Annotated in this window: 10 protein-coding genes and 1 tRNA gene; 2 read left to right on the top strand and 9 right to left on the bottom strand. The window is 66.1% G+C overall.

Translation table 11 applies throughout. The annotated features are described in order from the left end of the window. Positions 1-346: 346 nt before the first annotated feature. Positions 347-1570: an argininosuccinate synthase gene (locus tag SPDO_RS08400; protein WP_088366979.1), complete on the bottom strand. Its 1224-nt coding sequence runs from the start codon at positions 1568-1570 to the stop codon at positions 347-349. 42 nt (positions 1571-1612) lie between these two features. After that, positions 1613-2902: an MFS transporter gene (locus SPDO_RS08395; RefSeq protein ID WP_088367058.1), complete on the bottom strand. Its 1290-nt coding sequence runs from the start codon at positions 2900-2902 to the stop codon at positions 1613-1615. 197 nt (positions 2903-3099) lie between these two features. Here SPDO_RS08395 and SPDO_RS08390 point away from each other — a divergent pair, with 197 nt between their 5' ends. Continuing rightward, complete coding sequence (locus tag SPDO_RS08390; protein WP_088366978.1) at positions 3100-3714, top strand: class I SAM-dependent methyltransferase; 615 nt, start codon at positions 3100-3102, stop codon at positions 3712-3714. A gap of 204 nt (positions 3715-3918) precedes the next feature. Here SPDO_RS08390 and SPDO_RS08385 read toward each other — a convergent pair. The 3 genes from SPDO_RS08385 to lon form a co-directional block, all read right to left on the bottom strand. Further along, a tRNA-Val gene (locus tag SPDO_RS08385) sits at positions 3919-3993 on the bottom strand. Positions 3994-4056: 63 nt separating this feature from the next. After that, positions 4057-4329 carry an HU family DNA-binding protein gene (locus tag SPDO_RS08380; protein ID WP_088366977.1) on the bottom strand — a complete coding sequence of 91 codons (273 nt, stop codon included), beginning with the start codon at positions 4327-4329 and terminating at the stop codon, positions 4057-4059. Positions 4330-4489: 160 nt separating this feature from the next. Next, entirely contained in the window at positions 4490-6886 is a 2397-nt protein-coding gene (gene lon / locus SPDO_RS08375) for an endopeptidase La (RefSeq protein WP_088366976.1), read from the bottom strand. A 123-nt stretch (positions 6887-7009) separates the two neighbouring features. On the opposite strand from lon, the gene SPDO_RS08370 reads away from it, so the two are divergent. Continuing rightward, positions 7010-8740 carry a M1 family metallopeptidase gene (locus SPDO_RS08370; RefSeq protein WP_088366975.1) on the top strand — a complete coding sequence of 577 codons (1731 nt, stop codon included), beginning with the start codon at positions 7010-7012 and terminating at the stop codon, positions 8738-8740. Between the two features lie 84 nt (positions 8741-8824). On the opposite strand, the gene SPDO_RS08365 is transcribed toward SPDO_RS08370, so the two are convergent. From SPDO_RS08365 to SPDO_RS08350, 4 genes are all read right to left on the bottom strand, one after another. Further along, the gene (locus SPDO_RS08365; protein WP_143559615.1) at positions 8825-9688 is read right to left on the bottom strand and encodes a hypothetical protein; all 864 of its coding nucleotides are present in this window, start codon (positions 9686-9688) and stop codon (positions 8825-8827) included. Between the two features lie 177 nt (positions 9689-9865). Further along, positions 9866-11758: an XrtA/PEP-CTERM system amidotransferase gene (locus SPDO_RS08360; protein ID WP_088366973.1), complete on the bottom strand. Its 1893-nt coding sequence runs from the start codon at positions 11756-11758 to the stop codon at positions 9866-9868. Next, entirely contained in the window at positions 11758-13278 is a 1521-nt protein-coding gene (gene xrtA / locus SPDO_RS08355; RefSeq protein ID WP_342746663.1) for an exosortase A, read from the bottom strand. Before xrtA ends, SPDO_RS08360 begins: the two co-directional genes overlap by 1 nt. Next, positions 13275-14426 carry a TIGR03087 family PEP-CTERM/XrtA system glycosyltransferase gene (locus tag SPDO_RS08350; protein WP_088366972.1) on the bottom strand — a complete coding sequence of 384 codons (1152 nt, stop codon included), beginning with the start codon at positions 14424-14426 and terminating at the stop codon, positions 13275-13277. Before SPDO_RS08350 ends, xrtA begins: the two co-directional genes overlap by 4 nt.

Genomic DNA, 14426 nt, shown 5'->3' with positions numbered 1-14426 from the left:
GCGACGCCCGGCAATGCGGTAGCGTCTGCGATTCGGCAGCAAGTCGGCGGCAAGCTGAAGGATTTCTACCGCGCACGCGGCTATTGGCCGTTGTGGATCGTCGGTGAGTCGCCCGGCGCGCAGGCGCCACCACATCCTGCCGATTGTCCGCACAAGCGGTGAGCACGGTCGCGCCGAGCAGCAGCACGCCGAATGTTGCACCCTTCATCGCAATCTCCCTTAAACGCGGGGCTTTACACCCCAGACATCCGGTCAACGCCGATGACGGCGCGATCGTTCCTCCACGGCAACGATCGCGGTTGCAAGTAACGGCAGAGAGAGCGGAAGCCCCCGCTGCCAAGGCACGTCAGTCGCGATCGCGGCGTCCCAGCAGGCGCAGGCGCAGCGCGTTCAGCTTGATGAAGCCGGCGGCATCGCGCTGGTCATAGGCGCCCTGATCGTCCTCGAACGTCACCACCTTTTCGCTGTAGAGCGAATGCGGCGACTTGCGGCCGACCACGCTGACATTGCCCTTGTAGAGCTTCAGCCGGACGGTGCCGGTCACCTTTTCCTGGCTGTGATCGACAGCCGCTTGGATCATCTCGCGCTCGGGCGAGAACCAGAAGCCGTTGTAGACCAGCTCGGCATAGCGGATCGCCAGCTCGTCCTTCAGGTGCGCCGCGCCGCGGTCCAGCGTCAGCTGCTCGATGCCGCGATGCGCCAGGTGATAGATCGTGCCGCCGGGCGTTTCGTACATGCCGCGGCTCTTCATGCCTACGAAGCGGTTCTCGACCAAATCAAGCCGGCCGATGCCGTGCGCGCGGCCGAGGTCGTTGAGCTTCGCCAGCAGCGTCGCGGGCGACATCGCCTCGCCGTTTACCGCCACGCCGTCGCCACGCTCGAAATCGACCGTGATGAACTCGGGCGCATCGGGCGCGTCCTCCGGGTTCACCGTGCGCGAATAGACGTAGTCGGGCACCTCCTCCCACGGGTCCTCCAACACCTTGCCCTCGGACGAGGTGTGCAGAAGGTTTGCATCGACCGAGAACGGCGATTCGCCGCGCTTGTCCTTAGTCACCATGATCTGGTTCTGCTCGGCGAACTCGATCAGGCGGCTGCGGCTGGTGAGGTCCCACTCGCGCCATGGCGCGATTACCTTGATGTCGGGTGCGAGTGCGTAATAGCCGAGCTCGAAGCGGACCTGGTCGTTGCCCTTGCCAGTCGCGCCGTGGCTCACCGCATCCGCGCCGACCTGGCGAGCGATCTCGATCTGGCGCTTGGCGATCAGCGGACGCGCGATCGACGTGCCGAGGAGGTACAATCCCTCGTACATCGCGTTGGCGCGCATCATCGGGAACACGTAGTCCTTGACGAACTCCTCGCGCAGATCGTCGATGAAGATGTGCTCGGGCTTCACCCCCGCCATCTCCGCCTTACGACGCGCTGGCTCCAGCTCCTCACCCTGCCCCAGATCGGCGGTGAAGGTCACCACTTCGCAATTATAGGTTTGCTGAAGCCACTTCAGGATGACGCTGGTGTCGAGGCCGCCGGAATAGGCAAGGACGACACGCTTGATGGAGGAGTCAGTCATGGCGCGCGCGTTAAGCGCTGCGCCGGGCAATCGCAATCGTCATTAGATCACCGGATCGTCGAAGGCGGCGACCTCCCGCTCGTCCGGCTCGCGCAGCGCGAACCAGCAATAGGCGAATAGGAGGACGCAGCCGGTGCCCGCGACGAGGTACGGCAGCGAATGCCAGAATTCGTACAGACCGACGCCGATCGACGGACCGAGTACGAAGCTGGCACCGTTGATACTGGTCACCTTGCCCGCCACGGCGCCCTGCTGCCCCGGCCCGACCGCCAGGCTAGACCCGGCAGTGAAGCCCGGCCGGGTGAAGCCAAAGCCGAGGCTGGCGAGCGCATAAGCGGTGGCGATGCCATAAAGCGAGGTCGCCATACCGGTCAGCGCGGTACCGGCGGCGGCGAGCACCAGCCCGACCAGCACCAGCGCACGCGGCGCAAGGTTCAGCGTCGGGATAATGCCCCATTGCGCGAGCAAGGCGGCGCCCGCCCCCATCATCAGCACGATGCCGGTCGGCTCCAACGCCTGCGCCGGGGCGACATGCAGGCGATCGATCACCAGAAAGCCGATCGCTTGGCCCGTCATCGCCTGCGCATGCCCCATCACCAGGCCCGCGATCATCCAAGTGCGGATGCGCGGATCGAAATAGCTGACGCCGGTGCCGCCCGCCGGCTCGGTCGCGGCACGGATGCTGGCACCGCTCGATTGGCCACCGATCGAAGGGTAGGCATTGGCAGCGCCGCGACTGCCGGACACGACGCCGCGATCGTCGGGCAGCATCGCCCGCACCGCAAGGAACATTCCCATGCCGAACATGGCAAAGACGAAGGCCGGGCCGGCCAGCCCGATCACTACCGGGCCGATGTTTCCCAGGATCAGATAAGGCGCGATCGCGGGGCCCAGGATGGTGCCGAGGCCGAATGCACTGGCCAGCAGCGTCAACGCGCGGGTCCGCTCCTCGCGCGTCGTGTCGCCAGCCACCATCGCCTGCACCGCGGGCGGCGCGGCCGAGCCAAAGGTGCCATAGATCAGCCGCCCCAGGATGAAGAGCACAAAGGCGGTGGTGCCGCCGATCCAGCCGTTGATGCCGGCAGCGAGGAACACGCCGCAGGTCGCCAGACTGACGCAGAAGCCGCCCATGCCGAACAGGATCATCATGCGCCGACCGTGCCGGTCCGACCGATTCGCCCAGAACGGCGCCGCGATCACCCACAGCAATGCCGAGACGGAAAAGGCCGCCGCCACCGCGCTGTCGGCGACGCCGAGCGAGCGGCCGAGCGCCGGCAGGATCGACTGCAACGCAGTGTTGCCCGCCGCGATCGTCAGCATCACCATGAACATCAGCGCAAAGCGCCGATCGAACGGCCGCCCCTTTCGCCTGCGTCGCGCAACCGTTGCGATGCCGCCCTCCTGTTCCGGTTCTACCGCCGTGGCATTGATTAGGCGCTTGGGGGCGCGGCGCAACCCCGCTATGGCAACCCTCTCGCCCGTGCCGCGTTCGGCACCATTGTTGTCTTCCGGGGAGACTTTTTTCCTCCATGCCCAGCTCCACCAGTGCGGTCCGCCGCGTCCGTTCCGACAAATCCGGCGTGCCGAAGCCGTGGCAGATGTTCTTCTCGGGCTTTCTGAAGCATCCCGTCATGGTGGGCTCGGTGATCCCCTCGTCGGGCAAGCTGATCGACAAAATGCTGGCGCCGGTCGACTGGGAAAACTGCAAGCTGTTCGTGGAGTATGGCCCGGGCGTCGGCACCTTCTGCCGTCCGATCCTGGAGCGGATGGCCCCGGACGCACAACTGATCGCGATCGACACAAATTCCGATTTCATCCGCTATCTGAACCACACGATCGTCGATTCGCGGTTCGAAGCGGTGCACGGGTCCGCCGCCGAGGTGGAGGCGATCGTCGCCGAGCGCGGGCATGAGGCGGCCGACTTCGTGCTGTCCGGCCTGCCCTTTTCCACCCTGCCGGCGGGCATCGGCCCGGCGATCGCCGCGGCGACGCAGCGCGTGATCCGCCCCGGCGGCGCGTTCCTGGTGTATCAGTTCAGCCCCAAGGTCCGCGACTTCCTGGCGCCGCACTTCGCGCGCATCGATCATGACATGGAATGGTGGAACGTGCCGCCTGCGCAGCTCTACTGGTGCTGGAAGGACTGAGGCGTCAGTGAAGTCGCCCCGGGCTCGACCCGGGGGTCCGACCATCGGGTGGCGCAGCGGCTCACCCTTCGGACGCAGCGTCCGTGGCACAATGGTTCCGCCTCCAGGCCGAGCCGCCGACGCGAACGGTCCGCCAGTGCTGCGCGACACATGCCCGAAACCAAAAAAGCCCCGCCGGTCACCAGACCAGCGGGGCTTTGTATATGGTGGGCGCGACAGGGATTGAACCTGTGACCCCACCCGTGTGAAGGGTGTGCTCTACCGCTGAGCTACGCGCCCGGTTGAAACCGGAAGCGGGCCTTTACGGGGCGAAATCGCCCCTGTCCAGCCCGCAAGATCAAATCAGTTCAACGAATCCTTCAGCACCTTGCCGGCCTTGAACTTGGGCTGGCTCGACGCCTTGATCGTCATCGGCTCGCCGGTGCGCGGATTGCGTCCCGTGGATGCCTTGCGCTTGGTAACGGCAAAGGTGCCGAAGCCGACCAGACGAACCTCGTCGCCCTTCTTGAGCTGTGCGCTGATCGTGTCGAACACGGCCTCGACCGCCCGGGTCGCGTCGTTCTTGGCGAGCCCGGACACGGTCGCAACCGTCGCGATCAACTCCTGCTTATTCATGCACCGACCCCCGTTACGCTGTGCGGTAATTCGAAAAATGTGGATTCGGCCCGCCCAGGGCCGGTTTGTCCAGTAAGACGGCTGGTCCGTGCGGTGTCAAACGAAACCACGGCGGTCGCGATGAACCGCCGTGGTCCCGAGTGTCATTAATCATAACGACTTAGTGGTGAAGCTCGCCCCCTGCCAGCGCGATCGGCGCGGGCGGTTGCGCTGCCAGCTCGTCAGCGTCGGTCCAGTCAATCGCTTCCAGCGGCTCGGTCAGCGCCAGGCGAAGCACCTCGTCGACATGCGTCACCGGGACAACCTTCAGCCCGTCCTTGATGTTCTGCGGGATGTCCGCCAGGTCTTTCTCATTCTCCTGCGGAATCAGCACGGTGGTGATACCGCCGCGCAGCGCAGCCAGCATCTTCTCCTTAAGCCCGCCGATCGGCAGCACCCGGCCGCGCAGCGTCACCTCGCCCGTCATCGCGATCTCGCGCTTCACCGGCACGCCGGTCAGCGTGGAGACGATACAGGTGACAAGACCGATACCCGCCGATGGACCGTCCTTCGGCACCGCGCCTTCAGGCAGGTGAACGTGGACATCCTTGCGATGGAACAGGCTCGGCTTGATCCCGTAGGAGGGCGCTCGCGCCTTGATGAAGCTCATCGCCGTTTCCGCCGATTCCTTCATCACGTCGCCCAGCTTGCCGGTCAGCTTGATCGCGCCCTTGCCGGGCACCGTCACGCTCTCGATGGTCAGCAGCTCGCCGCCCACTTCAGTCCAGGCGAGGCCGGTGACCGCACCGATCTGGTTTTCCTCTTCGGAAAGGCCATGACGGTACTTCTGCACGCCTGCGAATTCGTGGAGGTTCTCCGGCGTGATCGTCACGCTGGTCGCCTTGCCTTCCAGGATCTGGCGCAGTGCCTTACGGGCGAGCTTCGCGATCTCACGCTCCAGCGTGCGTACGCCCGCCTCACGGGTGTAACGCTGGATCAGCGCACGCAGGCCTTCCGGCGTCAGCGTGAACTCGCCTTCCTTCAGGCCATGCGCCTCGATCTGCTTGGCGATCAGGTGCCGCTCGGCGATCTCGACCTTCTCGTCCTCGGTGTACCCTTCGAGGCGGATGATCTCCATGCGGTCGAGCAGCGGCTGCGGCAGGTTCAGCGTGTTTGCCGTGCAGACGAACATCACGTCGCTGAGATCGATGTCGATCTCGAGATAATGGTCGTTGAACTTGCTGTTCTGCTCCGGGTCGAGCACCTCGAGCAGCGCCGAGGCGGGATCGCCACGGAAGTCCTGGCCCAGCTTGTCGATCTCGTCGAGCAGGAACAACGGGTTCGCCGCACCGGCCTTTTTCAGGTTGGTGACGATCTTGCCCGGCAGCGAGCCGATATAGGTTCGGCGATGGCCGCGGATCTCGGCCTCGTCCCGCACACCGCCGAGCGACTGGCGGATGAACTCGCGCCCGGTCGCCTTGGCGATCGACTTGCCAAGCGAGGTCTTGCCAACGCCCGGTGGGCCGACGAGACACAGGATTGGCCCCTTCAGCTTGTTGGTGCGTGCCTGAACCGCGAGATACTCGACGATCCGGTCCTTCACCTTCTCCAGCGCATAATGATCCTCGTCGAGGATCGCCTGCGCAGCGGCGATGTCCTTCTTCAGTTTCGACTTCTTGCCCCACGGCAGGCCGAGCAGCACATCGAGATAGTTGCGCACGACAGTCGCCTCGGCGCTCATCGGCGCCATGGTCTTAAGCTTCTTCAGCTCGGCTGTCGCCTTGGTGCGCGCTTCCTTGGAAAGCTTCAGCGTCGCGATCTTCTGCGTCAACTCGGCGACCTCGTCCTGATCGCCGTCCTCGCCCTCATTGCCGAGCTCGCGCTGGATCGCCTTTAGCTGCTCGTTGAGGTAATATTCGCGCTGCGTCTTCTCCATCTGGCGCTTGACGCGGCTCTTGATCTTCTTTTCGACCTGCAACACGCCGAGCTCGCCCTCCATGAAGGCGAACACCATTTCCAGCCGGCGCGCGGGATCGATCTCGACCAGCAGCGACTGCTTGTCGGCGACCTTGATCGAGATGTTGCCGGCAACCGCATCGGCCAGGCGCGAAGCGTCCTCGATCTCGCCAAGCTGCGAGGCCGTCTCGGCCGGCAGCTTGCGATTGAGCTTCGCATAATTTTCGAATTGATCGATCACCGATCGCATCAGCGCGGACACTTCGGTGCCCTCCGCCTCGACGTCGTCGATCATCGCCACTTCGGTGGTCATGTAGCTACCGGCATCGGTCAGCCCGCCCAGCCGGCCGCGCTGCTTGCCCTCCACCAGCACGCGCACGGTGCCATCGGGCAGTTTCAGCAATTGCAGCACGGTGGCGGTCACGCCGATATCGTACAGGTCGTCGGCTTTGGGATCGTCCTCGGCCGGGTCGAGCTGCGCGACGAGAAAGATCTCCTTGTCGGCAGCCATCGCCGCCTCCAGCGCGGCGACCGACTTGTCGCGGCCGACGAACAGCGGCACGATCATGTGCGGAAAAACAACGATGTCGCGCAGTGGCAGAACGGGGAAGGTCTGGGTCATGCAAACTCCGGTGCCGCTTCGAACAGGCGGCATTCCTCGTTTATATGGGGAGTGTGTCCAATCCATCAATCGTCGCGAGATGATCGTGGGGCAAAGCGCCCCGTCACGGCATTTCACGCCCGCATGATCGCTTCTTCATCGTGGCTCGCTGCGGCCCTGCTTCTTTCATCAGGTCCGCCCCTCGCTGCGGCCGGCCTGCCACAGAAAGGCGAGCCGCCCCTTACCGCGCAGACGCAGGTCTCCGGCGGCCCCCGCCCGGCCGAGCAGACTGCGCTCATCTTCGATCACGCCGACCTCTCGATCGAGGTGCGCCCCAAGCAGCACCGCATCGAGGGCTCGGCGCTCCTCTCCTTTACCGCGCGTTCGCCGCTGACGCGCCTGATCATCGATCTCGATCGCAATCTGCCCGTCTCCGCCATCGCGATCGACGGCGAGGCGCTGCCCCGGCGCGCCTGGTCCAATCCGGAGGGCCAACTGGTCATCACCCTCCCGCGCCCGCTCGCTGCCGGGGAGAAGGTCAGCGCGCGGATCAACTATGGCGGCACCCCGCACGTCGCGCTCAACGCGCCATGGGACGACGGCATGGTCTGGTCCACCACCCCCGACGGGCGACCCTGGATCGCCAGCACGACGGAGGGCTATGGCTGCGACCTCCTGTGGCCCTGCCTCGATTTCCCGACCGGCGAGCCAGCAAGCGTCGACCTCCACATCACTGTGCCGCCAAGGCTGAAGGCGCCCTCCAACGGCCGGCTCATCAACGTCGAAACCTTTCCAGACGGTCGCACCCGCTGGAACTGGCAGGCGCGCCAGCCCAATACCTACGCCATCTCGCTGGCGGTCGGCCCGTTCGAGGAGATCACCGGCAGCTACACGAGCCGCTACGGCAACACGATCCCGCTGCACTACTGGCATCTGCCCGGCAAGGCGGCCGAGGCGCGCGCACTGTTCGCCGAATTCGCCCCCACGCTCGATTTCTTCGAACAGGTGATTGGCCCCTACCCCTTCGCCGACGAAAAGCTTGGCGTGGTCGAGACGCCGCACATGGGCATGGAGCACCAGACCATCAACGCCTACGGCAACAACTACGCCAAGGCGCCCGAGGGGTTCGACTGGCTGTTCCAGCACGAGTTTGCGCACGAATGGTTCGCCAACCAGATGACGGCGGCGAATTGGGACGATTACTGGCTCCACGAAGGTTTTGCGCAATATATGCAGCCGCTCTACGGCCGCTGGCGCGAGGGTGAGGCACGCTATCTCATCATGCTCGAGCCGCAGCGCAACCGGATCACCAATGCCGCACCCGTCGTCCGCGACAAGCTGCTGACGGAGGAGGAGGTGTACGAGCCGAGCAAGGGCGGCGCGGGCACCGACATCTATTTCAAGGGCGCCTGGACACTCCACACGCTTCGCTGGCTGATCGGCGACCGCGCCTTCTTCGCCGCCACCCGCCGCCTCGTTTACGGCCGCCCCGATCCGAAGCCCGGCAACTTCAGCCCCCGCTACGCCTCGACCCGCGAGTTCGAGGCGTTGGTACGGGAGGAGTCAGGTCGCGATCTCGGCTGGCTCTTCAACGCCTACCTGCGCCGCGCCGCTTTGCCCGAGCTGGTGCAAACGCGCGAGGGCAACCAGCTCACGTTCGAATGGCGCGCCGGCGGCCCCTTCCCGATGCCGATTGACGTGCAGATCGGCGACCGCATCGAGCATGTGGCAATGGAGGATGGCCGCGCCGTCGTCACCATACCAGCTGGCGCGCATGTCGTGATCGACCCCATGGCCCGGGTGCTGCGCCGCTCCGAGGCGGTGGAACGTTTCCAGGCGTGGCAGGCCCGACCGACAGCGGCCGCTCGCCAATAAAGTCCATCAATACGCAGCGACACCGCCGCATCGCGTCCAATTCACCCGTGCGCGGCCAGGGGAGCGGCAGTGTGAAAGCTGAAGCTATTTCTTAGCGTCGCGGCGCTTCGCCTGCATTTCGCGCAACTCCGCAATTTTGGCGGCTATCTCAGGCTCGCCACAGATCCCCCGATCGAATGCATTCAGCGCCTTCAGGCGAATACAGGCTGACGCCACCTCCTGCCGAGGAATCATGTCGAGCGGTTCGAGGCTCGCATCGCCACGCTTGATCACGTTGCGCAGCTTGGAAAGATAAATGTCCCAGCCTTGTTTTTCATCAGTCCGGGCAAGCGTTTCCTCCGCCTGCCGCCGCAAGCGTTCCGCTTTGCCAAACTGCCTCATCTGGCGGGCGGCATTCGCAGCGCGTGCCTGAAGCCACATCTTGTCCTTGGCGGCAATCGCCGCATCCAACGCACCCACTTTGCTGATGAATGTGTCCTGATACCGCCCCAGTCGCGGATCGCCTTTATTGTCGCCCTCTCCGGCCAACTCGCCCGGCGACACTTGCCATATAGCGGAAAGAAGTAATCCGAGCGCCTGCGGCTTGGGTCGACCCAGTGCCGTGGCTAGCCAGTAAGCACGATAATAGGTCGTATCCGCCTCGATCAAACGCTTGTATTCGGCGGTTGTTATCAGGCCGGCGAGCTTCTGTGTCTCTGCTTTTGAAAACGTATCGAACGCGATCAGTTTATTACTCGGGCATTCGGGAGGCGGAAACGGGAAATGCAGATAACTGTAGGGCCGACCATCGGGTCGCTCGCCGTAGGTGCTGTACATTGACGGCTGCCATGCCGCGAATTGCTCGCCGCCTACCGGACAGGTCATGTACTGCGGGCCGCCATGAAGCGGCGGCAGTAGCGCTGGCGGCTCGGCCGGGGCAGCTTGCAAGAGCAATGCGAGCAACAGCAACCTTCACCTCCCAGTTGGTCCCTGGCGGTGGAGACTATGACGTCAGTTGCGCCGCCACAACGCCGATTTGCGCATGATCATCGCTACAGCCACGCCCATCCGCCTTGACCCCGTGGTTCGGTCGGGAAGCAGGACGTATTTCTCCACGCAAAGCCGCCGCGGCTGAGCAAACAGCCCTCACCCGAACAGCCGCTTGAGGCTGCGCTTCAGCATGACGAACTGCCACAGCGTCCGCCCATGTTCCTCGCGCCCCGCACGATGCGCCTCTGCCATCGTGCGCAGCGCCTGCATGTCGAACCAGCCGGTATCCGCCAGCACGCGCGATCGTGACAGCGCCGCGGCCTCGCCGGCCAAGGCGCCGCGAAACCACGCGCTCACCGGCGTGACGAAGCCCATCTTGGGCCGATAAAGGATCTCGCGTGGCAGATAGCGCTCCATGGCTTTCTTCATCAGCCATTTGCCCTCGCCATGCCGCAGCCGCATGGCCGCGGGCAGCCGCGCGGCGAAGGACACTAATCGATGATCGAGCAGCGGCTCGCGCGCTTCCAGGCTCACCGCCATGCTGGTGCGATCCGTCTTCGCCAGGATGTCGCCGGGCAGCCAGATTTTCATGTCGGCATATTGCGCCCGGTCGACCGGATCGCGCGCCGGCGCATCGCGCATCGCCGCCACATAGCGGTCCTCCGCGCGATGCCCGCCCAGCGCCCGGCGCGCCGCATCGCTGAACAGCCGCGCGCGCATCGACGGCGTGGTAACGCCCACTGACCGCGCATACGCCTCCGCCCCATCGTCGGCGAGCGCCAGCAGCGTCGTCTTGGCGCGCAGCGGCCGCGGTGCCCAATCCGCCTTGGGATAGAGCCGCCCCAAGGTGCCGAATACCTGGCTGCGCAGCGAGGACGGTAGCAGGCCGCGCACCCGCTCCTCCGCCGCCTGGAAGCGATAACGGCGATAGCCCGCCATGATCTCGTCCGCACCATCGCCGGACAACGCCACCGTCACCTTCTCGCGCGCCAACGCGCACACCTGATAGGTTGCCAGTGCCGACGCATCGGCAAACGGCTCGTCGAACGCGGCCACCAAGGTGTCGATGAGGCCGAAATCCTCCGCATTCACCACGCGCGTGGCGTGATCTGTTCGGAAGCGGGCCGAAACGGTCTCGGCATAGCGCCGCTCGTCATGCCCCGCTTCGGCAAAGCCGATGGTGCAGGTCTGCACCGCGCGCGGGCTCGCCTCCGCCATCAGCGCGACCACTGCCGAGCTGTCGACGCCGCCCGACAGGAAAGCGCCAAGCGGCACATCGGCGACCAGCCGCGATCGCACGCCCTCGCGCATGTGCGCGACCAGCTCTTCCTCCAGCGCCCTGGCCGATCCGCTCGCCCGATCGGCGAAGGAGACATCCCACCATTGCACCGGCGCCGGCACCGGCTTGCCCCGCTGCACCAGCAGATAATGCCCGGCCGGCAGCTTGCTGACCCCAGCGACGATGCACGCGTCGTCGGGAACATAGCCGAACGCCAGATAATCCTCGATCGCCCGCACGTCGGGCACCCGGCGCAGCAGCGGATGCGCGAGTAACCCCTTCAATTCGGAAGAGAACGCCAGCGCCCCGTCCGCCAACCGCGCGTAATGGAGCGGCTTCACCCCCATCCGGTCGCGCGCCATGAACAATTGCTGCGTGCGCGCATCGTGGATGACGAAGGCGAACATGCCGTTCAGCCGCTCCAGCATCGCCGGACCCCAGGCCGCCCAGGCGGCGAGCAGCACCTCGGTGTCGCCGCTGGTGCCAAACGCCCAGCCCTTCGCGCCGAGCTCGGCGCGCAGCTCGTGATAATTGTAGATGCACCCGTTGAAGAGCAGCGAGAGCGCCCCGCTCGCATCGTGCATCGGCTGCGGCGAGCCCTCCACGTCGATGATCGACAACCGCCGATGCCCCAGCCCTACGCCGGGCGCAGTCCACACGCCCTCCCCATCAGGGCCGCGCAGCGCCATCGCATCGGTCATCGCCCGGATGCGCGCGGGATCGACGGGCTTCGGCGTCTCGGGATAATAGAGCCCGGCAAGGCCACACATCAGCGCATCACCTCGCCCGACACCTGCTCGATCGACCCCAGCGCTGCACGAAACCGCCGGATCGCCGCCGTGGCGTCCTGCCCCTGCCGCTCCTCGGCCGACAGATGCACCGCCACCGCCGCCGGCTCGCCGCCGATCAGCCGCGCCTTCAGCGTCGCGAGCTTCACCATCACCGGACTGGCCGTCACCGCGCCCGCCACACGGTACCAGGTCACCACAACGCGCTGCACCGGCCCCGGCGCCGTGATTCGCATCGCCGAACCACCGTCGATCGGCGCGAGCGACGCGACCCGCACCCAGCGGTCGCTCTCGCGCAGCACGCCGGTGCCATAGGTGATCACTTCCTTGCCCTCTTCCTGACGCGCGAACACGGCGATCGCCAGGTCCACCGCATGGCCGCGCCCGTCGACGTAGCGGCCGATCAGATTGTGGTCCGCCGCCGGATAGAAGGGCTGCCACGGCGCCCGCTCGCTCAGCGGCGCGCGCTGCCATCCCGGCACGTCGGGCAGATGAAGCTGCGGCGGCAGCGCTTGCGACCGTCCGCCGATCGTCGCCGCCCAGCCGACGAACAGCGCCGCGCTCGCCACCACCAGCGCCGCTGCGCTCAGCGGCCCCGCCACATACCGCCGCGGCGCCGGCAAAGCGGCCGGATCGAACGCCGGCTCATCGGGGGCGCGGTCGAACCAGCGCCAGCCACCCGCCATCACCGCCGCCATCACCAACGCGAAAAACACCCAACCATAGACGATGTGGTCGAAGCCGGTCGCCGCCTCCAGCCCGACGATCTGCGCCGCCAGGATCGTGCCGAACGCGCGCACGCCATTGGCCAGCACCGGCACGACCAGCGCCACGCCCATGAACACCGCCCGCCGCCGCCACGAACGAAAGCAGGTGCTCGCCACCAGCGCGGCAAACGCCACCATCGACAGTACGAACTTCGAGCCCGAGCAGGCCTCCGCCACCTCGAAATAATAAGGACCCGCATGGATCAGCACGCCCTCGACCGCCGCCGGCACGCCTGACAGGTGCAGCAGCGGCATGACGATCGCCACCGTTACTTGCTGCAACGGGGGCTCCAGCCACTCGCCGAACGGCACGGCGAAGAAGGCGTAAGCCAGCGGAAACAGCAGCGCCCGCCCGACATGCGGCCCCAGGATCGTCACCACCGCACCCTGCAGCGTGATGATTAGCCCGAACTGCCGCGCCGCCGCGACACCTGCGGCCTCGCCCAGCAACCATCCGCCGCAGCCCGCCGCCACCAGCGCAAGCCCCGGCCACCACGCCACAGGGGTCAGCTCCGCCAGCGCCTCACGCCGCGACCAGACCAGCCAGCCGACCACCGGCAGGATGAACAGGCAGTGGCCATAGGTCGTGCTGGTCCACCACAGCCGCGCCAGATCGGCCACGTCGCGGTGGAACAGCAACAGGATGCAAAGCGCCACGCCGCCCAACGCCGCCAGATGCACGCGCCAGCGCGCCGCCGGCAGTGCGCCGATCGACAAGGGGATGGCTGTGCTCACACCACCTGCCGCTCGGCATGCAGGCCCAGCAGATCGTCGAGCGGCGTCAGTCGCGCCGTCCAGCCATAGCGCCGGATAACCTGCTCGCGCGCTGCATGGCCGAGCGCGGCCGCGCCGGCTGGATCGTTCAACAAAGCCGTGATTGCGTTGGCATAATCGCGCGCGTCGCCCGCGATGCGGATCGTGCCGGCATGGTCGATGCCCTCCGCCGCCGGCCCGCTCGCCACCACCGGCCGCGCCATCGCCATCGCTTCCAGCACCTTGTTCTGCACCCCGCGGGCAAGCTGGAGCGGCGCGACCACCACATCCGCGGCGGCAAGCCAGCCGCGCACATCGGCGACCTCGCCCGTGACCGTCACGTCTTGCCCTGCCAGCGCGCGTACGCCAGCCGTCGGCGCGCGTCCAACGATCGCGAAATGCGCCCGCGGGATCAGCGGCAGCACCGATCGGGCGAACCAGGTCACGGCATCTACGTTCGGCCGGTAATCCATCTGGCCGGTAAAGACGATCAAGGGGTGCGCGCTGTGGACCGGCGTCGACCGCTGCGGATCGTAGCGCACCGTGTCGATCCCGTTTTCGAGCGCGCGGCTGCCCGGCAGCAATGCCGCCTCTGCCGCGCTGACGAAAAGCGGTGCGGTGACACGGCGGGCCACGCTGCGCTCAAACGCGCCCAACAGCCGCGCCTCGCGTTTCATCATCCAGCGCATGGGGCCGATCGCATCATCGGCGTAGGCATCGAACTTCGCGGAATCGAGGTCAACGAAATCCATGATCGTCAGCGGAACGTCGGCAGGCAGATACTGCGCCATCTGCCCCGAAAAGGCGTACACCGCGTCGATTGGGTGACGCTGCACGATCGCATTCACCGCCGCCGTCACCCGGCGATCGGCAAAGGCGGTCAACGACACCGGCCGCCCCGTCGCCAGCGCTTCCGCCGCCGCGCGCACCTGCGACTTGGTGCGTGGGATGACCACGCATTCGCCCAGCAGCGCGCGATCCTCATCGGTGACCGCAGCATCGTCATCGACGAACGCCACCAGATGCACCCGCGCACGGCCCGACAGGTGTTTCAGGATATTGTAACTGCGGATCCGGTCGCCCCGGTCGGGCGGAAACGGCGCACGATGCGCCAGAAACAGGATATCCAC

Source organism: Sphingomonas dokdonensis (assembly GCF_002197685.1).
Classification (GTDB): domain Bacteria; phylum Pseudomonadota; class Alphaproteobacteria; order Sphingomonadales; family Sphingomonadaceae; genus Sphingomonas; species Sphingomonas dokdonensis.
This window is presented reverse-complemented; position numbering and strand designations above follow the sequence as displayed.